The sequence below is a fragment of the Bradyrhizobium sp. AZCC 1577 genome, assembly GCF_036924575.1.
Classification (GTDB): domain Bacteria; phylum Pseudomonadota; class Alphaproteobacteria; order Rhizobiales; family Xanthobacteraceae; genus Bradyrhizobium.
Window position 1 is genome coordinate 5,394,469 of the sequence record NZ_JAZHRQ010000001.1, and the last position, 26,304, is coordinate 5,420,772.

Sequence of the window (26,304 nt, forward strand, 5' to 3'; positions counted from 1 at the left end):
CGATGCGTTGGCCCTCTTGAAGCACGCTTTGGGATGATCGACAATAACGGTGCTAAACCTGACGACTGGAAATCTAGATGTCTCCATCGCGGATTGATTTCTGGTTTACTATGGGCAGCACGTATTCATATTTGAGCGTGTTGAGGCTCCCCGACGTCGAACGATCCACGGGGATTTCCTTTCGTTGGCGCCCCTTCCATCTACTCGTCATTTTGCAGGATATGAAGCACGTGCCGTTTGCCGATAAGCCAGCTAAACTGACTTATATGTGGCGTGACATTGAGCGCCGCGCCGCCATGTACGGCTTCCCAACGAATCTTCCTGCGCCCTACCCCCCCAAGCATTCAGTAGTCGCAAATCTCATCGCGATCCTGGGCATGCGCGAAGGTTGGGGACCGGAATTTGTTCGCGCAGCTTACCGCCGCTGGTTCACGCTGGGACAGGAAACTGGCGACGAGCCCAATGTATCGGAAAGTTTGCGGGACATCGGGCAAGATCCGGTGCGTGTGCTTACGTTGGCTAACTCAGAGACCACTAAGGCCGCTCTTGCCGACGAGACAAGCGTGGCTCGAGATCTAGGCATCTTCGGATCACCGACGTTCGTCGTAGGTCGGGAACTATTCTGGGGCGACGACCGACTGAACGACGCAATTAGCTGGTGTCGTTCTGGCCGCATCCAACATGGCTAACTGATTATTGTTGCGGCATTCCAGCTTTGCGTAACCCTTCAATGTAATTGTTCCGATCGTCTGCACGTTTGAATGGACGGATCACTTCCGCAATCGATTTCTCGGAGTGCTCGCTTGCCAAGAGCTCGCGCATTGTCGTTCTTGCCGGCTCGATCATGTCGAGCTGCGCGTAACTCGCCGCCAGCACGCGGCACGCGGTGTGAAACCAGCGTTGCCCAAGGCTCTGCCGCGCCGTCTCAGCGGCTTCAACGTAACGCTTGAGCAGATACAAGGCCGAAGCCCGTTGGGCGCGCCAAGCGAAAATTTGCGGATCATTGGGACTAAGTCGCAGCGCCCGATCGATCGCGGCCAGGGCTTCCTGTGGCTGACCAAGGAAATTGCTTGCCACCGCCAGGGCAAAATAGCCGAGAGCAAAATTATCGTTTAGTTCAATTGCTCGCCTAGCGAATTTGATCGCGGTTTCGCAATCGTCGTTGTGCGCCAGATTGAGTGCCAATATATAGCAGGCGGAAGCGTTGCTGGGGTCGAGTGCAAGCGCGCTCTTTGCGGCGGAAGCAATTTGAGCATTGACATCGCAACCTGAGCTGAGTCGGTAAGCATGAGTGCTAAATAACGTCCGCGCAATACCGACGTAGGCGTCGGCCAGCGTATTGTCTAGCTCAATTGCACGATTGAAACAGGCAATGGCCTTGTGTGAATCCTCTCTACTAAACTGATGGAAATGCCACATCCCACGAAAATAATGGTCTCTGGCGGCCATCTGTTCCGGCGTCTTGCGTCGGGCACGTTCGATCTCGATTTTTGAGACCGCCGGTTCTATCGCAGTGGCAACATCTTGCGCCACCTCATCCTGGATCGCAAACCCATCCGTCAGATCGCGGTCATACCGGTCTGCCCATATGCTCGTACCGGTGGCGGTGTCTACAAGCTGCGCCGTCACGCGAACCCGACCGCCAGCCCTTCGAACGCTTCCGTCAAGGACGTAATGTACGCCCAATTCCCGACCAATTTCTCTTACGTCAACATGGCGGCCCTTGTAGGAAAAGCTTGAATTGCGAGCAATTACAAAGAACCAGCGCCACTTCGACAACGCCGTGATGATGTCTTCGGTGATGCCGTCGGTGAAATAGTCCTGCTCCAATTCACCGCTCATATTTCGGAAGGGAAGCGCGGCGATCGAGGGTTTGTCAGGGAGTGCGAGTGGTTGGCTCGGCTTAGCGGAAACATCTTTTGAAAGCGGCGAAGCCGACACGTTGCCTATTTGCATTCGCCACGCGCGCATCGGCTCAGCAATATTCTTCAGCGTCTGCAAACCCAGATCGTCAAAGCCAATGTCGACCTTGCCGCGGAGCTGGCGTTGGGCGTCATCAGAAATGCAGACGCCTCCGGGTTCCGCGATCCCCTCCAGACGGGCAGCGATGTTGACGGCATCTCCAAAAATATCGTTCTCGTCGATGATGATATCGCCGACGTGAATCCCGACGCGAAACTCAATCCTTTGGTCCTGCGGCACTGCAGCATTCTGCTCGGCCATGCTGCGCTGGACTTCAACGGCGCAACGAGCTGCGTCTACGGCGCTGGCGAACTCCACCAACATGCCGTCGCCGGTAGTCTTGACAATGCGGCCACGATGCTCAGCGATAGCGGGATCGATGAGTCCTCTCCGGAACGACTTGAGCTGCGCCAGCGTGCCTTCCTCTTCGCGGCCCATCAAACAGCTATAGCCGGCGACATCCGCCGCTAACACAGCCGCTAGGCGCCGCTCCACGCGCTCACTGCTCACGACGCACCTCCCACTTCGGGAGATTGAACTGCCAGTATAGCAGCTTGGTAGCCCGTTGTCCGGCCGATTCCAATGGTCGCGGTAGGGACGAGGATTTCTCCTCGCCCCCCGCACAGATCCCGGCGTGCGCTGCTAACGCACCGGGCTCCTCCCTCGGGTCAGACGTCGTATGATGAGCGATTTAGTGTCGCTCGTCGTCCGACGCGCAGCCATTATTCGGATCGACGCGGTATTTCGGCTCAGTGTCCGAACCGCGGCCGCCTAACGGCTGTTCCCCTTGGGTGAGGCCCTTCCCTCCACGACTTCCGTCGGGAGTTGCCCCCCTTGTTCAGTCGCTTCGCAAGTACTATGGCCTCATCCGACTTCTCATCCACGTACATGCTCGGCGTGCGGCTTGTCGCCTTCCCGAGCCGGCCCGGCACAAGAGTCCGGGCATGGATGAGACCTCCCAGGTTCCGCGCAAAGAACTTCTCCACGTGCACAAGGTCTCCGACTGCGCGAGGTTCTTCCCATGCAAGCCATTCGCCATGGGACGATGTTGCCTTCTCTTCAACGGAATGAGATCGGCACCTCGGAATTAGACCCGTTTCGCAGCTCAATACTCGGCCCGTGGTCTCCCCTGTGAACGCTTCACGTCGGCCCTCGCGGGACGCCGCGCATCACTCGGGGTCGGGGCGGATGGCTAGTCCTTACCCCGTGGGGGACTTCACCTCCTATTCTTTGCCAGCTTTTCCTGGCGCTCTCCGCCTCGGGTCACGAGCATTGCCCTCTGCGATTGACGGCGGCCTGTCTATGTCCGCTATACGCCGTTAGCGGCCGAGCATGCCTGCCGGTGCAATATGTCACGAAGGGCAGAAACGGAAGCCATAAAGGCCGAGCCTGAAGCAACTCTCGTTCGCATGAACGCCAAAGACTGGACGCCTGGCAAACTCAAAGTGGCTCTTGCAAAATTCGCGTAGCTTGCAAGAAGCACAAGTGTTCAGCCCGCGACATAGGGTATCGCCGACCGCTTGATCGTGAGGCGCATGCGATGCGAGGCCAATAGAGCGTCCACCGCGCAGGTCTGCTGCTGCCCCAAAGCGGGGCCGATGATGATTTCCTCGATACCCCAGTTATTGGGGTGCGTGGCCGCATTGTTGATGACGACCTTGTCAAACTGACAAGCCCGATAAGGAACAAAGCCGGCTGGTGAGACCCGCGTCTTCACTCCAGGGGGCCAGGAAACACCAACCCAAACCAGGCGGGACTCGCGCTCCTCTCGGAAGTGCTCGTTCTTGAGAACGAGAGCTGTCTTCAGTGCATGCGACCACCATGTCCTGACTTGTGCGCGGGCGCCTTCCGGCTCATGCGTCCCTTCCAACAAGCGTTCGATGAGCAGGGTTACCGCCCCGTCAGCGGCCGCTCGTTGCCTCTCTGGGTCATAGAGGACGGGCGTGATATCAAATCCTTGCGCCGCGGCGTTCTGCAAAAGACAGTCTGCGTTGAACCCGATTGAGAAGCCTTGTCCACGATTGTAGCCTCGCCATTGCGAGAGCAGATCGCCTGCAGACGTCAATGACCCGACGAACCCATGAACTTCGTCACTGTGTTGACGAAAGAGTGCGATCGTCTCCCAGGCAAGCGATGAGATTTCCCTGATCTCGGCGCCACGACGGTCGATTGCGTCGAGCACGATGTTCCAGCCGTGCTGAAACTCGGACGTATCGTTGAGGAAGCGGTAGTGCGAGGTCCATAGCGATCTGCTGGCCATGATGCCATGTAGACCTGCGGCGGACGTGTAGTGGTACAAAATCATCGTTTCCTCGATGCTCTAAGCGGAAGAGTTTCGGCCCTTAGTTCGCGACTTCTGCTCCGGGTCATTCGCACCGGTCGCGCGGTGGAAGTACAACATCAGCCAACGCCATGTTGATCTTGTACAGCCAACCATCTGATCCAGATGGACCAGGGAACGTATCAACACCAAAATGTCGTTTATAGTATTTTACCATCGCCCGCTGTCGCGACAGCAAGCCGGCGTGAGATTTAGCATCTCGGGGGGCCCGCCCCTCATATTCGAGCGGAAACGCCTTCATGGTGAGCAGCGCATGACGCGGAAATTCATGCGCGATCAAATCGTTTGCAGCCTTGCACCACAAACCGTGAGGACACTGCTCGGGGTCCGCCCACGCCATCCTGAAATCGAGAAGATTGCCGTAGTCCGAGACTTCATCGGAGAACCAGTCCCAAGCCTCGCATAACACTTCAGCCAGCTCGCACTCAATCGAGCGTCATCCGAATTGCCATGTAGCGCCCTGCCGTAGCACGTTCGTGTAGCAACCGGCAGTCTTCAAGCGCCTGATATATCGGAGTTTTCGAGATTTCAATGGGTTGGCGGACGATGGCGCTCCCTAGGGGAGACGATGGGCGACCGCAGAAACCCCAATACAACAACGACAAATCAGCTTGGCTGCTGCGCGAATGCTACCACCGGGAGCTACCACCGATCAACTGCCCAGCACCGTTGATGGCTTTGGTCCGATCGGTATCTGCGAAGCTCGGCATTACAGTTGGGTGTGACGTTTCGATTTCATGTCCAGTTAATCCTACCGCGAGATAAATGCGCACGCATTGGAACTACCTAATCAACTGTTTAGGAGGTGAAGAATCAGTGCAGGGTGCTTTGAGCGTCGCGCGCCCGTCTGAGGTCAGCCGTTTCGGCTCCTTCGTCGAACCAACGGCAGATTGGTTCTAGCAGCGCGCGCGCCTCATGAGGTCTTCCTTGCGTCCGCCAGAGTTCTGCAAGGTTTGTCGCGGCGCGCAATTCGAGGGACTTGGCGCTTTGACTGCGCGCCACTTCAATTGACTTCTCAAGATAAGACTCAGCTTCGCTTAGCTTTGATGGGTCGAGTGCCAGAAGAATTTGCGCTCTTTGCCGATGCAATTCTGCTTCCCATGACCTGCCTGTCACGTCACCAATATTGGCCAGGATCCCCTCGACAATCGATAGCGCACGTTCATTTTCGCCAGCTTTGGCGTACAGGTCCGCCAGCCAGCTATCCATCATTGGAAGCATGAAGCCGACGCCATTACGTCGCGCTTCGGCGAGTCCCAGTGCCATTTCCTCCCGGGCCTCTCCAAGTCGGCCTAGTTCGCCGGCTGCTCGGCCTCGTGAAATTCTGGACAAAATCTCGTACAGCGAAAACCGCTGTTCTTGCGACATTTCGAAGCTTTTTTCGGCGCTTTCGAAGGCGCGAGCCGCCTCCCCGCGCAGGAGGTGCACAACAGAAGTCATGTAATGAGCGAACGCCACCGTGTATGGGTGGCCAAGGTCTTGACCCAAGGCAAGCGCTTCCGAAACGCGCGAAAGGGATTGATCCGGATAGCCCAGAAACCACAAGTCCCAAGATAGGAGCAGAAGTGAAGCCGCTTGGGGTTCCACCATGTAAAGATTGGATAGGGGCTGTTTTCCTTTGCCAATTGAGAGCTTGATTGACTCCGCGAAATGGTTCGCTGACGATTGAAAGTCCCCAATCGTCAATAACGTACTGCCCATCACTCTATGAGCCACCATTAGCGGCACGGGTTGGGACAACGCTTGTGACCGTGACAGGAACTCATCAGCTAAACGGAGCGCATCATCATTCTTTCCACCCATCCAGGAGTGCCCCCACAACCCAAACAGGGCTTGGAAATACTCAGGGATGTCGCCGAGTTGCAGGCATAAGGTACGAGCCCGCGAAAACGCTTCGCGGGTTTCCGCGGAGGCATACCCTTGAACGGCGATAAGCGGTATTCCCAACGCCAATTGAATGTCGATCTCTTGTTTGATCTGTTCAGGCGTTTCCGGCAAAGCGTCCAGAAGCTGAAGGGCCTTTCGAAAGCTGGCAATCGCTTCGACGTTGGCGGAATGCGCGAGCGCGCCCTGTCCAGACTCGAACCAGCGACGAATGGCCAATTGGTGATTGCCTGCTTCTTGATAGTGATAGGCCAGGACTTGGGGTTGATTTTCGGCGAACTCCGAAAAGTCATGCTCTAAGATTGCCGCGATGTCCGCGTGTATCTGCTGCCTCTTACTCCTAAGCAAAGAGTCGTAGATTGCGTCACGCAACAACGCATGTTTGAAGGCGAAACGAAGGAAAGGCGAAATTCCGACTCGATAGACGATATCAGCCTGTTCGAGCAACGAGAGGGCCGACAGCATATCGTTATCGCCAATTCGCGATGCAGCCGACAAGAGATCATAGGAGAACTCGCGCCCAATCACAGCCGCAATCTGTGCAAGTCTGCGACTCGGCGCGACGCGGTCGAGCCGCTCCATCAATGCGTCACTCAGCGTGTCAGGAACCCTGAGTGATGCTGGCTGTGCTGCGGGCTCGAAAGTGCCTCGGGTTCGTAAAGGCGCACTCAACATGCTGCTTGTCAGTTCCTCTATGAATAGCGGGACGCCATCGGCCTTTTCGATAATCCGGTCGAGCACCGGTTGGGGCATGGTCCCTCCCCTCAAGATATCTCGGATCATCGCCTTCACTTCGGTGAGCGATAATCGAGTGAGCGAGTGCATGGTGGTGTTCGCATGCGTCATCCATGTGGGGCGGAACTCGGGCCGGCACGACACAATAAGTAGCACGCGGGCGTGGTCGATCCGGCTGATAATCGATTCAAGCAGCTCAAGCGTCGATGGATCTAGCCAGTGCGCATCCTCGAAGATGCAGAGCGTGGGGCGTTGGACAGAAAACGCCAAGATCATGTCGACAAGCGTGCTTATCGTCCTGTTTTTTATTTGCTGCGGAGTAAGACCAGATAATTCGAGGTGATTTTCCAAAGGGATTGATAACAGTTTGGCAATGAGCAGGACCGGCTCTTTGGAATTATCAGTTGAGCGCGGAAGGTAAGTTGTAAGCTTGGCAATCTTATCTGCCTCGGCCTCGCGAGCTGTTAGTTGGGCCGTTTGTTCGATCTGCCCGATCACCGGAAAGAATGCGCTCTGACTGTGATAGGGCGAGCCCTGATGGTGCAGCAAGACGTGTGGTTCCTGCTGAATATGCGATTTCAATTCGTGGAGGAGCCTTGATTTTCCGACTCCGGGAATACCCGAGAGCAATATGACTTGGCCATCACCTTCTTTGACTTTCTGCCACCTATCGAGCAGCAAGCTTAGTTCGCTTGAGCGTCCAATGAGCGGGGTAAGAGAGCCCGTGTGCGCAGCCTCGAAGCGGTTAGCGGTATTTTTTGCCGAGAGCACGCGATACACGTGAAGAGGCTCAGTTACACCTTTGAGTTCCTGGAGCCCGACGTCCTGAAAATCAAAAGCTGCCCATACGAGACGCCTCGTCGATTCCGAGATGAGTACCGTGTTGGTAGGGGCAAGGGTCTGTAGACGTGCGGCGATATTCGGCGTCTCTCCCACCGCGTCCATTGACCACGTACCGCTCTCTCCAATTTCACCGACAATAACCGGGCCTGAGCAAACACCCACTCTACAATTCAGGGTAACTGGCCCTGAAATCTTCGTAACTCCGGAGACAATCTCCAGGCCGGCGTGAACAGCACGAACGGCGTCATCCTCGTGTGCACGGGGCCAGCCGAAAAATGCCATCACGCCATCGCCGAAATAGCGGGCGACCTCGCCTCCATAGCGCCCAATCGCCGCGCTGCACCCTACCCGATACGCGTCAATGAGTTTTTGGAGATCCTCAGGATCTAACTTCTCCGATAGCTGCGTAGATCCCACCAGGTCACAGAACATCACTGTGATCTGACGGAATTCAGCTTCGCGATGTTGCACAAGAGACGGTGGCACCACAGTGGCGCTTGAGACCGCGTTTGTTGTGCCGGTGCGCTGGCGCGCGGCCGTCAATGCTTCAATGGCCCTAAGCAGCTTCTTGCGGTGACCTAGAGAAGATACTCCGAGTTTTTCGAGATCATTTTCCGTCAAATCCGGAAGGACGGAGTAGTCGATGTTGTTTTCTGCGAAGGTTTTGGCGTACTGGCCTAGACCGTGTCTACCCAGCCACTCGGCTAAGTCGGTGGTTGTTGTCCTCGTCATTGCAGAGGCCCTTGCCTACTGCCGTAGTTCATTAAGAAGGAGTTGGGCTTCAGACCCACCATGTGGTGCCTTTGTTGCTTAAAACCAGGAAACCTCCTCCCGCGCACGATATCATATGAGCGTTATCATGTGAGCGTTCTTTTGACCGCCGATATTTGGCTTTACCCGGCGGCGAAGCACAACTGCAGCTTGGCGCGACGACGCCAGCGCTGGGTGCGCCTACCATGCTACCATGTCGGCCGAGCGCGAGCAGTCAGGCCGAGTCGTTTTAAATCGCAACTGTGCTACAACCTTATGGAGAGCCGGCGCGTCGTTTCTCGTGCCTCACGCCTTGTCCAAACTGCGATGACTATTGCGCTATTCGCTCATGCCACGGGCCGAGCGCACCGCTTTTCACCGTGCATAGGATAAGAAGTGTGACGATACGGGAGCGCCTCTCCGAGCGCCTGCTCAAGCTCCTCAAGCATCTCCGCCTCGGATTTGAGAAGCTCGTGATTATATCCCTCCGCCAGGATCAATGCCGATTCATACGTCTCCTGAACGACCCTGATACGGTCATTCGCGGGAAGGGAGGCAACGAACTCTATCGTTTCTTCGACGTGAGTGGCCTCGCTTCCGAGGGAGCTGTGACTTCTGAGGAAGCGGGTCGCATCGACGTCACGCGGACAGATCGCCTGCACCTTCTCGATATCGGTCTCCTGCTTGAGCGCGGCGATGCGCTCCAGGCAGTACGAATAGCCGATGCAGCCGATTGGATAGTCCTGGACGCAGAGATCATCGAAGCGCTTGCAGAGCGGCTTGATGCCCTCCGGGACAAAGCTAGCGACGAGTCGCTCGCCGGGCACACCCAGCGCACGCAGATCCTTGAGCGCGAGCCGGTCGTGACCGGTCTCCTCGCGCGCACGCTCTTCCAAGTAGGCCGCAACGTCGGGCCTCCCCAGCTCGTTGAAGCGCCCGGCGGCGCGCCGGAGATTTCGAGGCGTGTCGACGGACGTGTGATAGGCGCCCACCAAGGCTACGATATAGCCGACGAGCGTCGCGTCAGGGCGCGCGAGGCGCTTTTCGATTCCGGCAAATCCGAGATTTATCGCTCCGTCGAGGAGCCCGACCGTGCTGCCCGCCGAGCCCACACCTGTCATCGGTGCCGCGAATGGATCCAGGTTTTCTTCCGTGCCTCTCAGGGTATGAAACCAAACCTCTCCCGACTCGCGAGCGATGATCGAAATATCGCCCGTGACGTTGACCCACTCCGTGACCAGCCGTGCCATTCGAAACCTCCACTTCCGAGTGAACGCCCGTGTCGTTTATCGCAGGATGCGACCAAAACTCGCGCCCAGCTAGAGACACCCCGCCACCCGAGACGGAGTGCAATACCGCTAGATTCCGTTCGGCGTAATGGCCATCAGCAATTTGGCCGTCTCGAGAAGTGTAAACCCTCCCGACGCCGCTGTACTGCGCGTTTCGTTCGGCAGCACAAGAACGACTTCATCGTCGTCCTCCATCTGCCAGCCTTCATTGTACTCCTCTTCCGTGAGCACAACGGGGCGCCTCAGAAAGATCCCCCGGCTCGCCAACTCATCTCGGACGTCAGGTTGATTGTTGTGATTGAGTAGCTTCTGTTTCAACTGATTATCGCCCCACGCGTCGACGACCAATTGTGCGAGGAGGTCACTTTCGTACGAGAAATCCACCACCTTCACGTCGGGGTCGTTGACGTGATTCTTACGTTGCCAAAGTCCTCGCTCCGGCTTCGTCGTCCTGCGGGCCATGGTCACCTCCCAAATCAAACAAGCCAAGGCATTCTGCCGTGCCGCGTACTTGGTCACTTTAGTTGTGGAACCTTGTGCTTGCAAGCTAGTTCGCGGTATCGCTTGAATGTAAGTCCAATCTCAATCCGCAAATTTCAATTCCAGTGTGCGCTTTGGGCTAAACCGGCCACAAACAGGCGCTCAGACTCTGCGCAAGCGCAACCCATCGCTCCGGAGCGCCCGCAGAATGTGAGATGGCTCATGGAGGCCGCACGTAGGTTAGCCTATTCTTTTGGACTCAGAGGTTTGAGCAGCGACATGCAATTTGTTTTTGCCGATCATACGTTTGATACCGGCGCCAGCTCCGATGCAGGTCTGATTCAATAGATTGGCAGCGCTGGTCGGCTCGTCCTCGGGCTGGCGCAAGCGCTCGATAGCGGCGAGTCCTCGCAGAGATAGCGCACGGTAAACGAGGCGGAGGCCATCAGAGGGCTAAGGAGTTCGGCTGTTCGGTGTCCTACCCCGCGCACCAAGCATTCCGCCCGACCTGCAAAAGAGCCATCAGTCCGAGCGTGACAAACGGACCGATCACGGTTGCTGCCATTCCAAGGTATGCGCCGATGCTCGCTGAGATGGTGGAAACCAAGGCTATCTGGGTCGTCTTGCTTTCTTTTCCGATGTATCTGCGAAGCGTCTCGTATCGTTGATCGTTGGTGCAGATCAAAAGGTGAAGCTCGCGTTTTACCCGTTTCCAGTAATTCGGTTGGACTTGACGCACGCCGGTTCTGCCAAGCTTCCGAGGCGAATCTGAATGAGATTTTTTGGCCTTTTTGGCCTTTTTGGCCATTTTCACCTTTGTTGCTTTTTTGGCTGTCTTCGGAGTGGAGCCAGGATACAGCATACCCCTTTGTAGCAACCGTGCGGCTTCGTCTATCGAAAGCACACGGACCAGCTCCGGACTAATGTCCTGACGTGAGAGTGCGCGAACCAAGCCATGTTCGGTGAGCCTATCCTGCAAAATAGCGGCGGTATTCTCGGCCATTTGCCGGTCCCCTCCTGCGCCATCACAACTTGAAGCGCAGTTTGCCGAAACGCAACCTAAAGGGAATATCTACGCTGCTTGTAGCCATTGCCGTTGGACCGCTCCGGTACCCCAGCGAATCGTTGAAGGAGAGCTATGCGCTTTAGGAATCCCATAGGTTCCGGAACCTTGCTTCACAGACGAGCTTTGGAGGCCTGCTGTGACGACCGACCGCCCTCTAATCACTTACATTCGCGTATCGACATCCCAGCAGGGTCGCTCTGGGCTGGGCATAGAAGCCCAGCGGCAGACACTTGCTCACTTCGCTCATGCCGAGGGCTTCACGGTCGCGCGGGAGTTCGTGGAGGTGGAGACCGGCAAGGGTTCTGACGCGTTGGACCGCCGTCCGCAACTCAAGGCCGCCCTAGCCGCCGCAAGGAAGCTCAGGTGTCACGTGGCAGTGGCGAAGCTGGACCGCCTTAGCCGTGACGTGCACTTCGTCAGCGGCCTCATGGCGCACAAGGTGCCGTTCCTGGTGGCCGAGTTGGGGCCTGACGTCGACCCTTTCGTCTTGCACCTGTTCGCCGCACTGGCGGAAAAGGAGCGCGCCCTGATCTCCACACGCACCCGGCAGGCACTGTCCGCTGCGAAGGCGCGTGGGGTGACCTTAGGCAACCCAAGGCTCCACTTGGCCCGCAAGAGCGCTGTAGAGGCCGTAGCAACTGAAGCCGACAGATTTGCTGCCAACGTGCTACCCATCATCCGGGAGGCGCAGAAGGCGGGCGCGACGTCCTTGAGGGAGATTGCCGAGGCGTTGAACGCGCGTGGCATCGGGACGGCTCGCGGCGGCCAATGGCACGCCAAGTCTGTCAGCAACATTCTTGAGCGCGCATAAGGGGGCAAACGGTGCTGACAACCATCGGATCAATCCTCCTTCTTCTCGCAACCATCCTGTTTTCGCTGGAAGCATTGTGGCCCGCATTCGCACTCCTCAGCGCAGGGCTCTGGTTGATCTCGTACTCCACTTAAGGTCTAGGGCTTCACGCGACGATTTAACGGGTCCCATATTCGCCCATGGGACCCTTTTTGATCGTCTGCTGAGCCGCGAATTCGAGTTCCTCGACTTAAAGCTGCTGCTTCCTCCTCCGAGCTTGTGCTAACCTAACGCCAAACGTGTTGGGAGGGCGCCGTGGAAGCCGAGCGCCGTCAGGTTACGGTCCTGTTCACCGACATGGTGGGCTTCACCACCTTTTCCGAACGGTCTGGAGAGGAGGCGGCCTTTACCCTGATGCGCAGCCTTTCCAGGCTGATGGACGAGGCGGTGCGCGAACAGGGCGGCGTCGTTCAGGGTTTCACCGGCGACGGCATAATGGCGGTGTTTGGCGCTCCCGTTGCTTTTGAGGACGCGCCGCTGCGGGCTTGCCGGGCGGCGCTTTCGATCCTGCAAAAGGTGAAGACGGCCGGGCCCGAGCTTGCCGCCAAGCACGGCGTGCAGCCGCAGTTGCGCATCGGGCTCAATTCCGGTGCGGCGGTAGTCGGCGCCGTCCAGCCGGGTGCCGAAGCCGGCGTCACCGTTCTCGGCGACACGGTAAATGTGGCGGCGCGCCTGCAGGCGCTCGCCGAAGCGAACTCGGCGACGATGAGCGAGGCGACGCAGCGCCTCGTGCAGGGGATGGTCGAGGCGAGGTTTGCCGGCGAGCACGCGATCAAAGGCAAATCCGAGCCGCAAAAGGTCTGGCGTCTGGACGGCATTCGCGAAGGAGCCACGCGGTTTGGCGCGGCGGTCAGCCGCGGCCTCAGTGCCTTCGTCGGGCGCGAGCGCGAAATGGAGGTGCTTGAGCGCGGACTTGACGACGCGCGCTCGCAGCTGCGCATCGTCGATGTCGCGGCCGAGCCGGGCATGGGCAAATCGCGGCTTCTCTACGAGTTCCGCAAACGCATCGGCAAGGAGCGCGCCTTTTTCCTAACGGGAACCTGCTCGCCCGACGGCCAGCAGACGCCGTTCCTCCCTTTCATCGAAGTAGTGCGCGGCTCGTTCCGCGTCGGCGCCGGTGAGGCCGAGAAGAGCATTGTGCAAAAGCTGGAGATGGGTCTAACGACTCTGGGGCTCCACTCACTGCGCAATCTCGGCCTCTTGCTGCATCTGCTCGGCCTGAAAGCCCCGGAAGAATCCTTGACCGGCCTTGACGGTGTGCTGATCGGACTGCGCACGCGCGAACTGCTGCAGCAACTCCTGGAGGCGCGCTGCCGGCTGTCGCCGGTGGTGATGATGATCGAGGATTTGCACTGGGTCGACAGTGCATCCCAGGAACTCCTGGGCAGGATCGTTGAAAGCGAAGCAAGTTTGCGACTTCTGCTGGTTACCACCCGCCGGCCGGAATACATCCCGCCGTGGCTGGACCACGCTGCAGTCGCTAAATTGCGCCTGGAGCCGCTCCCGGTCGGCCACATTCGCCGGTTGGTACAATCGCGGCTTGGAGTCGATGTCCTGCCCGATGCGCTGGCGCGGCAGATTGCCGACAAGGCCGAGGGCAACCCGCTGTTCGTCGAGGAAATCGCGAGCTTCCTCATCGAGCGCGGCTTTATTCGCACGACCGTTGACTTTGATCCGAGCGCGCTGGCGGCGGCGCTGCCGATGAGCGTGCAAAGCCTGTTGACTGCACGGGTGGACCGCCTCGCAGCGGACGACAGGGCGCTACTGCAGGCCGCCTCGGTGATCGGCAGGCGGTTCGAGCCGCAATTGTTGGCCGCAGTCGTCGGACAGACTGACATTGACGCCCGACTGCAAGCGATCCTGGCGCTCGATTTGGTCAACGTCTACGGCAAGGTCGGCGACTATTCGTTCAAGCATGCGCTGGTGCGGGATGCTCTGTACCAAAGTCTGCTCAGCGAGCCGCGCACCGGACTGCATTTGCAGATCGCCGAAGAGATCGAGCGCCGCAGCGGCAATCGCCTAACCGAAGTGGCCGAAGTGCTGGCGCATCATTACAGCCAAACGGCACGGGACGACAAAGCCTTCGCCTACCTCACGATGGCCGGTGCCAAGAGTCTCGGCGTCTATTCGCTCGATGAAGCATCAGCCCACTTCACTGCGGCTCTTGCACTTCTCGACAAAAATCCAGCTTGCGCTTCGGATGGTCAGGTCGCGGATTTCCTTGTCTCCTATGCGGCTGTTCTGGAGATGAGCGAAAAAATAAAGGTGTTGATTGATCTGCTTGAGCGCTATTCAACACGGATTGACCGCGTCGGCGATGACCCAAGAAGCGTTGTCATCCGCTATTACCATTTAAATGCGCTTTGGTGGAATGCCCGATACAGAGACGCGGCTGTCATACACCGCGAAGTCTCGCGAATTGCGGACCGTCTCGGCGACAGCAGATCGAAGGCATATTCCTCACTCGGCGAGTTGTTGGTCTCGCTGGCCATCGCTCCGAAGCCGCTAAGCGAGTTCGAGATATTTAAGAAAGAAGCGATCAGGGGCGCTTCAAATTGCCAAGATGCTTATATTCAAAACTGGATCTGGGCCGCAATTGGCTGGGATTATATGCACCGAGGGAGCATCAATGATGCTCGCGGGGCAATGCACGAACTTATGGACCGCGGTCGAGTTTTAGCCGATCCGCGCTCTACAGGATTGGCTCTGTCCATCTTGACGTGGATTGACATCATTCAAGAGTCCTATTCCGAAGCGCTGGAGGGCAGCGAACAGGCATTGACGGTCGCAATAACTCCGCAAGACCGCACGAATGCTGTACTGGCGAAGGGATGTGCTCTTGTACTCCTTGGACAAACCGAAGCGGGCGCACCTATTTTGCATGAAGTTCGGCGTCGCTGCGTCTCCGATGGCGACCTTTATCGTTTGAACGGCAATGATGCCGCGACTGCGGTGTGCAAAGTCCTGCAGGGAGCTATTGGGGGCGGCATCCGTTTCCTTGAGGATGCAATATCTAGACGAGAGAGAGAGGGCTATCAATTCATGGCGGATTGGTACCGCCTTAACTTGTGCGAGATCTATCTGCAGATAATTTCGGACAATGAAAAACCGCCGCTCGCGATTTTACTGAAGAACTTGCCAACTCTTCTGAAGGTTCTCTTCACCGCGTCTGCGCGCATTCACGAGCTAACGAAGCACGTTCTAGAGAACCGGCAATTAGATCCATCGGGTCAACAGGTAGGCAGTGCCCACAAGGCACTCGGCCTACTTTACAAAGTCAAGAAGAAGCAGGCGCTCGCGCTTGAGCATCTAACCGAGGCAAAAAGGATATTTTCGCAATACGGGCCATCCCCAGCACTCACGCGGGTCGAGACGACACTGGTGGAATTACAACAATAAGCTCTAATGTCGCTTATGGGTCATTCGCGACCGGGCTAGACGCCAGAAATTCCGATGAAGTCCGCTATGCTGCCGAAGCGGAAGCAAATCAGAAGGTAAATTGCTGCCCGGTGTTCGCCATGTGCGCTCTGTGGTCCGCAATTAGCCTATCGAGGATTGATCGGCACCCTGTGAGGCCTCGGAGCGTGCCGACCTCATCGGCACCCATGAGGTGGCTGTACCCTTCTACGTCTGCCGCGAAGACTGGCACGAGCTTACGGCTGACCCCGCCAAAGTCTGACATCGGGTAAACTCAAGTGTGGTTAAGCGGCGGCCAAGCTGGACGGCGCTATGATGCAGCAGGTTCAATTTTGAAGTTGTAGCCGTGCTTGGTCAAAAGAGCCAAAAGGTTTGGGCCGTCGATCAACGTCAACGGCTTGTTGGCTGCCCATTCGTGAGCATCTCGCCCGAAATGACTGGTGGTGACAAGTATCCCTCTGTTTGCTCCCTCGTTTAAGACTGTGCCATACAGTTCGCGGACGGCGGCAACATCAACCGTATTCGAATAGCGTTTGGCCTGCACCACGAACTTCCCTCCGTGCAGCGGGTCCGAATTGAAGATGACCGCATCTACACCGCGGTCGCGGCTCGCGCGCGTGATCTTCACTTCCGCTTTCTTGTCGGCATACTCTTTGGCCAACAGTTCGCGGATGAGGTGTTCAAACTCCTGCCAGTCCATGGCCGCAAGGTTCTGCCCCTGTGCCATACCGTCAAGGACGTCCCTTCCGGCCACGAACCTTTCGTCCTCCTTGTCCAATCGTATCGCAGGCTCGATTGGGACTACCTCTGACACATTGTAAACGTAGGCACCCTTTAAGGCCCGGAATGCTTCCAGTGCATCGGCCCGCTGCAGATTGATTTCGATCATATCTTTCTTTTGCACGGCAAGTAAGGCAACGAATGCATCCTTCAGCTTCCCCGATGCAGGATCGAAGAACCTTGACCAACAGTTGACCGCTATTCTCTCCACATCTCCCTGCAGATCATTCCGGGCAATATTCTGCGCCAGCTGCAGCGCGATTGCAGGCACGTACCGACGGAGAACGGCCTCCGCATCGCGCTTCGCCGGTGGTCGTTTGCTATCAGGACGCGCGACTGTCACGTCTGCAAGCGAGGGTACGCACTGATTTACCTGAAGCACCTTATCCTGCTGATTGTAGAGCACCTCCCATGGGTAGTCCGTGGGCACAGGCAGGGACAAGTTGCACAGAGCAAGCTCGAAGTGGCCGCGCACGCCATCTTCAGTTTGCTCGCGGTACCGGTCGTGAACCGCTCTGATCGGATGCGTCGCCCGCTGACAATCAGTTTCGTACTTCCGATTTCGCTGCTCAAACTCCTGAAGTATCTCCGTCTCTCCACTTCTCCATTTCAAGCCCAAGTCGGCAAGATGTATCTCCATCAGGTCGTGGGCTTCCAATGCTGCTTCGTTTCTCTCATCGAACGCCGCGCGAAGCTTGGCCGCTTGAGAGTTTAGCGCGGCTACCCGGTGAAGTTCATAATTGAAGGCTGAGGCAGCAAGCTCGTCGCGTCCATCAACTTCAACTCCATCTGACATGAGCAGCCACACAATTGTCTTCGGAGGCGCAGTCGGACGAGGGAAAGCGGGCTTAGGCGCTGGCGCTTCATCGGCCGCGTAACGATAGCTCGGTGGATCACAAGGAAATGCACAGTCGACGGCTGCTCGGCCATAGAGGGCGGACACATCCGAGACGCCGTCCATCTGAACGTCAGCTGAGGTGAGCGTTATCTTTTGTGGCTCGGTGTGCGACAGGGTCGCAGGGTGCGGCCGAACAAGTTCAAACATGTTCACCGGAAAGGTATACGCGCGAAACCGGGTATCTACCCCTGCAGGAAGCTGGGGCCGATACGCGTTGGCCGCCGCTGTGAACTCGTCCAATACAGCGAATGCCTGCCGAAATGCTTCTGGGTTGGGCAGGCCGACCATCCTGACGGGGTGCTCAGCTCGGTACCTCTTGCAGGCGATCGGGCACTCTTCGTTGGGCATAGTAAGTGCCGTTTCTATCCTTGATCAGTCCCATCAGCGCGCGCGTCAAAGCTACTACTCTCTGCTACCACCTGACAGCAGACAAAGCCATGATTTGCGAGATGTTTTTGATCTATCAGCGCTTCTGAAGCCGCTGGCGCTCCCTAGGGGAATCGAACCCCTGTTTCAGCCTTGAGAGGGCCAAGTCGATCCGCTCGATGATCTTCCTGAAAAGAGTTCGGCGATAGAGACCTATAGATGTCAATCCCGACTCGTCTGCACGAACAGGCGTGACCGTACCAGTTTCGCACCAGAAACGACCCAACCGAAGCCGCAACGAACGCGATCGGATTGAGACAAAAAAACAGCAACATCAACGAAGCCGATCGTTATCCCGCCGCTCATAACGGTCTGGTTGCAGGGTCGAGTGCTGTCCGAACCAACTGTTCCGAGCCCGCTTGCGGTCACGGTGGGCTCTCGCCTCAAGTATCGGAAAAAGTGCCTTCATGGTCAGAGCGGGCTGCGTGTATCGCCCCTAACGCCGAAAAATTCGACAATCAAAAACCGCGGGCAGCTTCTCTCCTTTTTGTTCGCCGCGGCACCCAATCGTACGATGAATTTATAGCCACCGTTCCACGTTCGGCCTCGCCTGAGCATGATGTTCGGGATGATCAACACGTCCGATATTTTCTCGATTGGCGAAAACGCAAGTGAATGTACCTCGTCTGGTCGGAGATAACCTGAGCGCGAACGCTGGGGACAGCTCGAATGACAGTGCGCAAGACGGACAACTTGCTTCGGGGCGATCGGACGCCGGCCTATGTCGACCGGGAAACCGGAGCGGCCGAATTGCTAGTTTCGACAGACACTTGGGATCAATGGGTGAAGGATGGTCGCCTGCCCCCACCATGCGACATGTTCCCTTCGGGCACTCCCCGCTGGCGCTGGGAAGACGTAGACCGTAAGCTGTCCGGCAGGAAATCGGCGGACACCGACGCGGCCGTATTGGGGGCAGCGAATTTTGGCAAGAAAAAGGGAATCCGGCGTAACGCTGCCTGAGGGCGTTGAGAAGACCAGCGTTCGCAAACCGAACGGCAAGGTCTACACGTACTATTATTGGAATCCCGGACGCGGCACCGATCGCGAGGGAGAGCGCATCAAACTACCGAACGCCGACACTCATCCGGTGGCATTTTGGGCCGAAGTCGAGCGTCGCCAAACATCGAAACCGACAACATATCCGCCAGGCTCCATCGGCGATCTCATTGCGCGCTACCGCCGCAGCGACGAGTTCACGCGACTATCGGAAGGCACCCGATCGAATTACGAAGTGACCATGCGTCGCTTCGAGGCGCATGATACCTGGGGCATCGTCGCCGTCAAAGACCTGACGCCGCTCGCAGCTCAAACTGCGCGCGACGCCATGAAAGAAACGCCGGTGATGGCAAACCAGATGCTGTCGGTCGGGCGCACGATCTGGGATTGGGCCATCCCCCTCGACCTCGCTAAAATCAATCCCTTCGACAAGGTGAAGGACTTCGACATCCCCGATCGCGGGCATGTGCCGTGGCCGTCCTGGGTGATCGATCACGTTCGCGCACACGCGTGGCCGGACTTGGTCCGCATGACGCGGCTCGGGGTTATGACCTGCCAGCGCGGAAGCGATCTGATCCGCATGGGTCCGGAGCATCGCGATCGCAACGGGCTATGGTGCCGGCCAAAGAAAACCCGCAAGCGCCGGCGCGCCTTCCACATTCCGCTTGCCACCGCCGACGCGCTCGAACTCGACCGCTGGGCCGAAACGCCGGTGACGTTCACGAACTCCCGCTGGCTGAAGCCGATCGATCGTTTCCGCAAGGATCTGTATCTCTACTCTCCCAAGGGCGCGCAATACACGGCCGACGGTCTTCGCGCGCGCTGGGGGCGATGGCTCGCCGATACACCCGAAGGCCGCGTCATCTGCCGCCGCTGGAAGGAGTGGGTTGGTGCCCAGGTCAAGAAATACGATTGGGACATCGATCCTGATGACGCCGACCATCCGACCATCCATGGGCTGCGCGGGACCGGAATCCTCGCCCGCGCCGAGGAAGGCTATGAGATTGACCAGATCGCCAACGATATCGGCATGTCCCGGCAGAACGTCGAGCATTACATGCGGTTCCGCGACCAGATGAAGGTCGGCGCCGACGGCCAAAAGCGACTTCGTCTTGTCAACAAGGAGGACTAGACCGCGAACGCAGGCCCGGCTATATGGGCCCTGCAAATCGCCGGGTTTGCAAAACTCCTGGCCCTGATTGCAAAACTTCCAAAAAAAGTTATGCGAAATCAGTGCCTTAGGTGGGGAATGGTGTAACGGTAGCACAACAGACTCTGACTCTGTTTGTCTTGGTTCGAATCCAGGTTCCCCAGCCAGACTCGGCAATCCCACCAACGATTTGATCCGAACGGGCTTTTCGCCGCAGGCGATGGACCGTCGAGTTGATCGTGTACCACATTCGTGGACCACGCTCACCTATCTCGCCGGTTGGGCAGCCTCAACGGCCGTTCATGCATGCGACTGTTCCGGTCGGATGAAGCCCCCGCGGAAGTTGAGAGACCACAGAAAGCCGATCGGGTCGCAACTGGGCACCTTAGGGAGATCGCGCATTTCCAAGGGTTTGGAATAGCGTTTGTCGCCACCAATCGCTTTCGATCTGATCGAGCACGGCGAGATCGAGCATGGGCCGCAATGTGCTGCCTTTCGGCAGCACGATCGCATAGCTCTCGCTGCTGAAGCTGGTGTCGACAACACGAACCGAGGCCGAGAAGTCTTTCCGTGCGACCCAGGTCAGAAGCGGCTTGTCATGGACGAAGGCATCGATCGTGCCACGGCTCAATGCAGATAGGCCGCTTTGAAGGTCTGGAAACGCTCGAAAGGAAAGCTGCTGACGAGTGAGGTAGTCGGTCGTAGCAGAGTTGGCGACGGCGCCGACGCGCACGGATCGCAGGTCGTTGAAGCCGTGAACGGCGCCTTCGAGCCCTCGGCGCGTGAGCGTGGAGGTGATGCCTGCGGTGAACACGGCTATGGCGATAACGGAAGCGATCATCCACCCGGTTGCGACGATCCGCCCTGGAAGCGTTGCTGGCGCATTCTGGGCGGCGCCTGCCTGTGTCATGGCAATGGTCGACCACCAAAAGCTGGAGCCGAGCCCCTTGGCTCCCCCGCCGAAATGTTCCGTTTTCCGCCGTTCCAACAGCCAAATAAGGAAGCCGACCGCCATCGCAAAACAAAGCAGTACCGTGACAGCCTGGAAGAACCCGAAGGAAAGAAGCGCCCTCCCGATCGACACCCAGGCACTTTCATGGATCGGCACCGCAATCCCGAGTCCGGTGTTGTAGAAGGGTTGGGTAAAATCGACGCTGCGTGCGCGCGCAGCGGTCACAGTTACCGCTGCAACACCAGCGTCGAGGGTGCCCTTCGCGATTTCATCCAGCAGATCCTGCACGTTCTGGGTCTCGACCAGGCGAAAGCGTAGATGCGCTCCAGCAGCGATCTTTCTCCAGAGTTCGATGCTGATACCGCTCCAATTCCCGTCCGGCTGCTTCATCGCGAAGGGCGGCGCTTCCTTGGTCGCCACTACCAACTCTCTGTCAGGGATTGTGCCTTGGGCTCGAACCGCGCCGCAGCCGAGTGCAAGCCCCGCCAGCAACAGAAGGCATAGCAGGACCGGTCGAAGTGGCGAGATCGCTGGCTCGCCTTGCGAGGCCCGATCTCGCTGCTCAAAACGTCTAACGGATTCTTGAGCGATATCCAGCCGGTCAGATGCGTCGTAGTGCGAGACTGCAGGAGATTCCTCGAACGAACTCATAGCGGACCTCAATTATCGAGATCGACCGACGAAAGCATTGCTATTTGGCGGCATTTCGTCTGCTGGCAGGGCGCCGACCAGCTAGCCCATTGCGGAACCTGCACGGCGGCACCTCCGGGACTCTACGTAAGGGCTCGCCCCTAAGGCATGGAGCGAAATTGCCGAGTTTGTTTGTTGTGTTTACCGTTAGGCCATCCATCGCTCAGGAGATGGCCCCATGCGCACCGACTCATTACTGAGGGTAGGTCATCCGCTTCCCTCAGGCATGCGGTCAAGCAATCCGTGGAGTTTGATCATGGCAATTTGCCACGATGCTAACCCCAATCCTCCCCGTCCCTCCTTCCGGCCATGAGCATGAGAAAGCGATGCCATGGCTTCACGACGAAACGCCATTTACCTGCGAGTTCTGCGGCGATCTCGTTACACTTGAGAAGGCGAGGCTGTGGAACGATGTCAGAGGCTCCCGATAAGGCTTGAAACGGCTTGCTCAAACTTCAAGAAGTCGCGCATACCCCTGAGTGACGGGATATCCAACCGCAGTGCTCACCCGGCAGCCACCACCGGCAACTCCGCAATCATGCGAATGCCGGGCCGTCTCCGCCAGTGAATCTGTGACGGGTCAACCGCCAGCTTCAGCCCCGGCCAGCGCGTGAACAGTGCCTGCAGCGCGCAGATTCCTTCGATCCGTGCGAGCTGGTGGCCGAGGCAGAAATGAATTCCGGTCCCGAACGCGAGATGCCGGTTCGGCCGCCGCTCGAGATCGAGGCGTTCTGGGTGCGCGTTCGCCTGCGGGTCCAGATTGGCCGCGACGATCATCGCCATCACCCGGTCGCCCTTCTTCAATTTCACGCCTTCGAGATCGACATCCCGGCGCACATAGCGCGGCTTTGAGAATTGCACCGGCGAGACGAAGCGCAGGAATTCCTCGACGGCGAGCCCCGCGCGGCTCCAGTCGGCGGCCAGCCAATCGCGGCGTGCCGGATCCTTCAACAGTTCGAAAACCGATCCGCTGATCAGATGTGTCGTCGTCTCGGAGCCGGCGCCGAGCAGCAGAAACATCATGGAGACCATTTCGTCCGGCATGATGCGCCCGCCCTCCTTTTCGACGCGTAGCAACTCGGCGATCAATCCTTCGCCGCCTTCCTCGCGAGCCGCCTGAAGACGTTCCTGCAGGTAGCGGCGCATCTTGAAGAGCCCGCCGATCAGCCGCAGAAAGCCGAAAGCATTGGTGAGATGCGCCATCGAATTGGCCCAGGCGATGAACTTCGGCCGGTCCGCCGGCGGCAGGCCGAGCAGCTCACAAATCACCGCAAGCGGCAGCATCCGCGCATAACGCTGCACGACGTCGGCCGGGCTACCGGCCGCAAACAATTCGTCGGCGAGGCGATCGGCGATAGCGCGGATGTGAGGTTCCATATCGAGCACGGCGCGGCGGCGGAACGCCTCGTCGACGATGTCGCGCAGCCGCGTGTGGTCCGGCTCATCCATCGTCAGCATATTGTTGGCGACTGCGCCGACCATTCTCGGCATCCACCAGGGTAGCCCGACCAACGCCCCGCCCTCCTTGCGCAGCGTAAACGTGGTGCTGTCCTTCAGTACATGCGCTGCCGCGTCGTAGGTCGTGGTGACCCAGACCCGGCCTATGATCGGGAACCGCGTGAAGACGACAGGAGCGGAAGATCGCAGCAACGCCACGCCTGCCCCGGGATCGCGAAAAAACGCTTCGCTGGTGAAATCGAACCGCGGTGCCATCAGCGAATCCTGGGCTGTTGCACTGACACCAACATGGTGCGCGGCGCCGCGAGCGCAAGGCTCCGTCGAGAGCGGCTCGTTCTTGCGATCGGAACGCGCAAGCCGTCTGCAAGATTCCCGATACGAAGTCCCGATTATTTCTTTCGCTTCTTCTTGGGTGTGCTGGCCGTCTTCCTGGCAACGTGCAGGTCAAACGGCGTCTGCGCGATGAACTCCGGGTTGCTCTTGCCCACCAGCGATAATTTCGGCGTCTGGTCAGGCGGCATCTTCGACCCGATCGCCGTGTGAAAACGTCGGTACGATCCGCTGAACGTCCCACCGTTCCATACGATCTTCAACGTTCCGGTAAACAGGCCGTTGAACGTCCCGTCCAGCGAAAGCTGGTTGTCCTGACAGCCTGAAATCAACAGCACCGACGCCTTTACGCCGCCGAGCGTCTCCGCCAGATTGCGTTTTTCGAGAATTGGATTGTAAAAATCCTTGTGGTTTTGGTAAACGCGCAACGCTACTTCGTTCGGCATGGCGCGGTATACGGGTGGCGGTCCCGACCTCGCCATGGCGGCATAGTGCACGGCCTTGCTGACGCTGCCGCTGTGACAACTGTCCGAGAGCAGCAATATCCGTACGCCTGACGCGAACGCCCCCCACGCCGAGTAGAGTTCGTCGTCGATCAACTGACCGTCGTACAGGCACCACGTCTCATCCTGACCGTCCGGCTCGTCGGCGTTGAGGTCCGGCGTCTGCCCGCCATGTCCGGAATATGTCAGAAAGAAAAATCGCCCGATTTGAGGCTCTTGGCTGCATCAGCGATGCCATCCAGCACCGCCTTGCGCGTCGCCTTCTTGGTAAGCAGTTTCTCAGTGGCAAATCCTTGCGATCCGGCAAGGTCTGCCATGTCGTTGGCGTCGGCCTCACAAGCGTTGAGCGGGCCGCTCCAGCCCTCGTAGTGCTGCGGGTCCACCGAGTTCAGCCCAATATGTAGCGAAATCCCTTTGGTCATAACCAATCCTCCATGCGAAATGATGATCGCCGAGCTGGCACCTCCGGCGCCTCGAATGAACGACTATCGACGTGACCCGGTTACGCGCTTTTTCCTTTTCCCGCTCCGGCGCCCCATCTTGCCTGCTTTCGCTTTGCCGGTCCGTGCTGCTCCTGTCTCGGCTCCGGCGCCTGTCGCGGCAACAACCTTGCCCCGATCACCCCACGGCAACGGGTGTTTGAGGATATCCTTCTGTCCGACTAGGTTCGGCGTCTGGTTATACTTCAGCCGATGCAGCTTCTTGGTTACGAGATCATTGAGCTCGTGAAAGGAAAGATTGGCGCCTCGATCGCGGTGTTCGCGCAGCACCTTCGCCATGCAATAGGTGTACGCGCCGTAAGACGTCGCGCCATCCCTGTACTCGTAGGAAAACTCCTGCTCCTGGCAGGCCTCGAGCAGAATCGGCAGATAGGGCCCGGAATGCTCAAGCTCCCTGCGCGTCCTGTCATATTCATCGTTAGGCTTGGTGCGAAGCGTCATCGCCCGCCCCAACCTTCGCGTCGCGCCGTTGCGACCCAGATACTCCGCGCCGATCTTCTTGTCCGCGAGGCTCGGATTCAGTTTCGGAAAATCCCGCGGCACCCACATCCTCTCGTCTTTGTCCCATCGCAACGCACGATGCCGGATGTCATCCGGCGGCGTGAGCCCGCGAATACGCGGACCGCCATCGCGCGTCAGGCCACCCGAATGGCAGCAATCGAACATCGCGATGAAGTAGCATCCGTAGGGAAGTTGCGAGTACATTTCGCAGAACTGCTTGTCGAGAATCGCGCGCGACGGCGACCAGTCAAAGTCGTGCGGCACGAGGCATTCGTCGACATGGTCCGGCTCGCCCTTCACGTTATATCCGGGGATCTGGGCGCCGTGCCCCGAATAGAACAGCACGCGCTCGTCCTCGCCGCGAACGCCGTCTAGTAACCAATGCAGGCGATCCATGATTCCTGCGGCCGTCGCACGGTCGTCGAGCACGACGCGAATATCCTCCGCATCGAACCCGCTCTCCTGCAACACTGAACTCATCAGGAATACGTCATTCACGCATCCCTCGAGGACGTCCTCGGGGTTGGGATAACTGCTGATTCCGATCAGAAGCGCGCGACGATCGGGCGGACGGGCCGTCTTGGCTACGGCGCGCGACACGGCGGCGAAGGCCCGCGATGGTTCGGCGCCGACGATTTCTCGCCATACGCTTGCAAGCGCATTGGCGTGACTGAGGTACCATGTCGCGTTGTGATTCAGCACATCGTTGGGGATATCGAATTGCTCGATGACCTGCACGAAATTGTCGGCGGCGATCTTGAGCGGAGAGCTCATCACGCGATCGTCGGGATTGAACAGGTGGTACCATTTCCGACCGGACACGGCTTCGATGCGGCCCGCGAAGACATCCCGCACCGCCGGATTTCCTATCTGAGAACCGAAGCTGACAAAAACTCTGTCTTTTATCTCTTTTGGGTTGCGCACGAAGGTGTCGTAACAGATCAACGAGCCGAGGCTGTGCGCAAGAACGACATCGTAGGATCTGGAGTCCATCTTCGCGAGCACCACCTCGCGCAATTTCCCGCGCAACTCGGCGTCGGTGGACCATTGGGCCACCATACCCGCCGTCCATTTGACGATATCCGGCACGTCCGCAATGCCGCGCGGGCGAGCGAATAGATCGCCTATACCGTGGATGATGCTGCTGGCAAGCAGCTTGCTCAATGCGACGGCGTAGGTCTCCAGCTTCAGCTCCGCCTCGTCGAACAGTTCGTCGTATTCGAGAAAGTCGATCTTGGGCTCCAATTCCGGGTCGCAGGCGTGCACCGCGGTGGTGATGGCCTTGGTCCAGGAGGACTGAAACTGCGGATCAATCTCCGAGTGGCTTACGCCATGGACGCAAAGCATGGTGAGCTGCTTGCTCATGGAAACAACCTTTGGATGGCAATATCAAGAATGCAATCCAAGCATGTTTTCATACCCGCGACGCAAGTCAAGCCGCATGTTCACAAATCAAACGGATTTGCCGACGCGCACGCTTGCATCGCAGCAGAGGAAGCTCGG

General features: G+C 58.1%; 18 protein-coding genes and 2 tRNA genes. 6 read left to right on the forward strand and 14 right to left on the reverse strand.

Features of this window, described 5'->3' with window-relative positions:
- The first annotated feature begins 77 nt into the window (after positions 1–77).
- The gene (locus V1278_RS25820; RefSeq protein ID WP_334382630.1) at positions 78–689 is read left to right on the forward strand and encodes a 2-hydroxychromene-2-carboxylate isomerase; all 612 of its coding nucleotides are present in this window, start codon (positions 78–80) and stop codon (positions 687–689) included.
- Between the two features lie 4 nt (positions 690–693).
- On the opposite strand, the gene V1278_RS25825 is transcribed toward V1278_RS25820, so the two are convergent.
- The 7 genes from V1278_RS25825 to V1278_RS25855 all read right to left on the reverse strand — a co-directional run bounded on the left by V1278_RS25825 (position 694) and on the right by V1278_RS25855 (position 11,287).
- A complete protein-coding gene (locus tag V1278_RS25825) occupies positions 694–2,472 on the reverse strand; it encodes an adenylate/guanylate cyclase domain-containing protein (RefSeq protein ID WP_334382631.1) in 1,779 nt (592 codons plus the stop codon).
- Positions 2,473–3,451: 979 nt separating this feature from the next.
- The gene (locus V1278_RS25830; RefSeq protein ID WP_334382632.1) at positions 3,452–4,267 is read right to left on the reverse strand and encodes a DUF2971 domain-containing protein; all 816 of its coding nucleotides are present in this window, start codon (positions 4,265–4,267) and stop codon (positions 3,452–3,454) included.
- A gap of 61 nt (positions 4,268–4,328) precedes the next feature.
- Positions 4,329–4,712: a hypothetical protein gene (locus tag V1278_RS25835; RefSeq protein ID WP_334382633.1), complete on the reverse strand. Its 384-nt coding sequence runs from the start codon at positions 4,710–4,712 to the stop codon at positions 4,329–4,331.
- A gap of 404 nt (positions 4,713–5,116) precedes the next feature.
- Positions 5,117–8,497, reverse strand: coding sequence for an adenylate/guanylate cyclase domain-containing protein (locus tag V1278_RS25840; RefSeq protein WP_334382634.1), 3,381 nt, complete (start codon positions 8,495–8,497; stop codon positions 5,117–5,119).
- A 365-nt stretch (positions 8,498–8,862) separates the two neighbouring features.
- Positions 8,863–9,765 carry a hypothetical protein gene (locus V1278_RS25845; RefSeq protein WP_334382635.1) on the reverse strand — a complete coding sequence of 301 codons (903 nt, stop codon included), beginning with the start codon at positions 9,763–9,765 and terminating at the stop codon, positions 8,863–8,865.
- 108 nt (positions 9,766–9,873) lie between these two features.
- The gene (locus V1278_RS25850) at positions 9,874–10,266 is read right to left on the reverse strand and encodes a hypothetical protein (protein WP_334382636.1); all 393 of its coding nucleotides are present in this window, start codon (positions 10,264–10,266) and stop codon (positions 9,874–9,876) included.
- A 496-nt stretch (positions 10,267–10,762) separates the two neighbouring features.
- Positions 10,763–11,287 (reverse strand): hypothetical protein, encoded by a 525-nt coding sequence (locus V1278_RS25855; RefSeq protein WP_334382637.1) that lies wholly within the window; start codon positions 11,285–11,287, stop codon positions 10,763–10,765.
- Positions 11,288–11,486: 199 nt separating this feature from the next.
- Here V1278_RS25855 and V1278_RS25860 point away from each other — a divergent pair, with 199 nt between their 5' ends.
- Both V1278_RS25860 and V1278_RS25865 read left to right on the forward strand, forming a co-directional pair.
- Positions 11,487–12,161 carry a recombinase family protein gene (locus V1278_RS25860; RefSeq protein ID WP_334382638.1) on the forward strand — a complete coding sequence of 225 codons (675 nt, stop codon included), beginning with the start codon at positions 11,487–11,489 and terminating at the stop codon, positions 12,159–12,161.
- Positions 12,162–12,455: 294 nt separating this feature from the next.
- A complete protein-coding gene (locus V1278_RS25865; RefSeq protein ID WP_334382639.1) occupies positions 12,456–15,599 on the forward strand; it encodes an ATP-binding protein in 3,144 nt (1,047 codons plus the stop codon).
- 328 nt (positions 15,600–15,927) lie between these two features.
- Here the strand turns inward: V1278_RS25865 and V1278_RS25870 are convergent, their stop codons facing one another.
- Together V1278_RS25870 and V1278_RS25875 are read right to left on the reverse strand one after the other, a co-directional pair.
- Positions 15,928–17,583 carry a restriction endonuclease gene (locus tag V1278_RS25870; RefSeq protein WP_334382640.1) on the reverse strand — a complete coding sequence of 552 codons (1,656 nt, stop codon included), beginning with the start codon at positions 17,581–17,583 and terminating at the stop codon, positions 15,928–15,930.
- A gap of 194 nt (positions 17,584–17,777) precedes the next feature.
- Positions 17,778–17,847 (reverse strand) — tRNA-Glu (locus V1278_RS25875).
- Positions 17,848–18,390: 543 nt separating this feature from the next.
- On the opposite strand from V1278_RS25875, the gene V1278_RS25880 reads away from it, so the two are divergent.
- From V1278_RS25880 to V1278_RS25890, 3 genes are all read left to right on the forward strand, one after another.
- On the forward strand, positions 18,391–18,681 hold the full coding sequence (locus V1278_RS25880) for a helix-turn-helix transcriptional regulator (protein ID WP_334382641.1): 291 nt from the start codon (positions 18,391–18,393) through the stop codon (positions 18,679–18,681).
- Entirely contained in the window at positions 18,644–19,849 is a 1,206-nt protein-coding gene (locus V1278_RS25885; protein ID WP_334382642.1) for a hypothetical protein, read from the forward strand. The genes V1278_RS25880 and V1278_RS25885 overlap by 38 nt, the downstream gene beginning before the upstream one ends.
- A gap of 111 nt (positions 19,850–19,960) precedes the next feature.
- Positions 19,961–20,034: transfer RNA gene (locus V1278_RS25890), tRNA-Gln, on the forward strand.
- Positions 20,035–20,252: 218 nt separating this feature from the next.
- Here V1278_RS25890 and V1278_RS25895 read toward each other — a convergent pair.
- The 5 genes from V1278_RS25895 to V1278_RS25915 form a co-directional block, all read right to left on the reverse strand.
- Positions 20,253–21,470, reverse strand: coding sequence for a transporter substrate-binding domain-containing protein (locus V1278_RS25895; protein WP_334382643.1), 1,218 nt, complete (start codon positions 21,468–21,470; stop codon positions 20,253–20,255).
- Positions 21,471–22,013: 543 nt separating this feature from the next.
- Positions 22,014–23,222 carry a cytochrome P450 gene (locus V1278_RS25900; RefSeq protein WP_334382644.1) on the reverse strand — a complete coding sequence of 403 codons (1,209 nt, stop codon included), beginning with the start codon at positions 23,220–23,222 and terminating at the stop codon, positions 22,014–22,016.
- A 134-nt stretch (positions 23,223–23,356) separates the two neighbouring features.
- Positions 23,357–24,007, reverse strand: coding sequence for a caspase family protein (locus V1278_RS25905; RefSeq protein ID WP_334384258.1), 651 nt, complete (start codon positions 24,005–24,007; stop codon positions 23,357–23,359).
- Positions 23,986–24,222 carry a caspase family protein gene (locus V1278_RS25910; RefSeq protein ID WP_334382645.1) on the reverse strand — a complete coding sequence of 79 codons (237 nt, stop codon included), beginning with the start codon at positions 24,220–24,222 and terminating at the stop codon, positions 23,986–23,988. The genes V1278_RS25905 and V1278_RS25910 overlap by 22 nt, the downstream gene beginning before the upstream one ends.
- 63 nt (positions 24,223–24,285) lie before the next feature.
- Positions 24,286–26,166, reverse strand: a complete 1,881-nt coding sequence (locus V1278_RS25915; RefSeq protein ID WP_334382646.1) for a caspase family protein — start codon at positions 26,164–26,166, stop codon at positions 24,286–24,288.
- Between the last annotated feature and the right edge of the window lie 138 nt (positions 26,167–26,304).

Excerpts from the sequence above, each read along its gene's own strand:
- V1278_RS25895 (WP_334382643.1), bottom strand. The coding sequence starts at position 21,470 with ATGAGTTCGTTCGAGGAATCTCCTGCAGTCTCGCACTACGACGCATCT.
- V1278_RS25830 (WP_334382632.1), bottom strand. The coding sequence starts at position 4,267 with ATGATTTTGTACCACTACACGTCCGCCGCAGGTCTACATGGCATCATG.
- V1278_RS25915 (WP_334382646.1), bottom strand. The coding sequence starts at position 26,166 with ATGAGCAAGCAGCTCACCATGCTTTGCGTCCATGGCGTAAGCCACTCG.
- V1278_RS25880 (WP_334382641.1), top strand. The coding sequence starts at position 18,391 with ATGACAGTGCGCAAGACGGACAACTTGCTTCGGGGCGATCGGACGCCG.
- V1278_RS25855 (WP_334382637.1), bottom strand. The coding sequence starts at position 11,287 with ATGGCCGAGAATACCGCCGCTATTTTGCAGGATAGGCTCACCGAACAT.
- V1278_RS25820 (WP_334382630.1), top strand. The coding sequence starts at position 78 with ATGTCTCCATCGCGGATTGATTTCTGGTTTACTATGGGCAGCACGTAT.
- V1278_RS25910 (WP_334382645.1), bottom strand. The coding sequence starts at position 24,222 with ATGACCAAAGGGATTTCGCTACATATTGGGCTGAACTCGGTGGACCCG.
- V1278_RS25850 (WP_334382636.1), bottom strand. The coding sequence starts at position 10,266 with ATGGCCCGCAGGACGACGAAGCCGGAGCGAGGACTTTGGCAACGTAAG.
- V1278_RS25900 (WP_334382644.1), bottom strand. The coding sequence starts at position 23,222 with ATGGCACCGCGGTTCGATTTCACCAGCGAAGCGTTTTTTCGCGATCCC.
- V1278_RS25840 (WP_334382634.1), bottom strand. The coding sequence starts at position 8,497 with ATGACGAGGACAACAACCACCGACTTAGCCGAGTGGCTGGGTAGACAC.
- V1278_RS25845 (WP_334382635.1), bottom strand. The coding sequence starts at position 9,765 with ATGGCACGGCTGGTCACGGAGTGGGTCAACGTCACGGGCGATATTTCG.
- V1278_RS25870 (WP_334382640.1), bottom strand. The coding sequence starts at position 17,583 with ATGGTCGGCCTGCCCAACCCAGAAGCATTTCGGCAGGCATTCGCTGTA.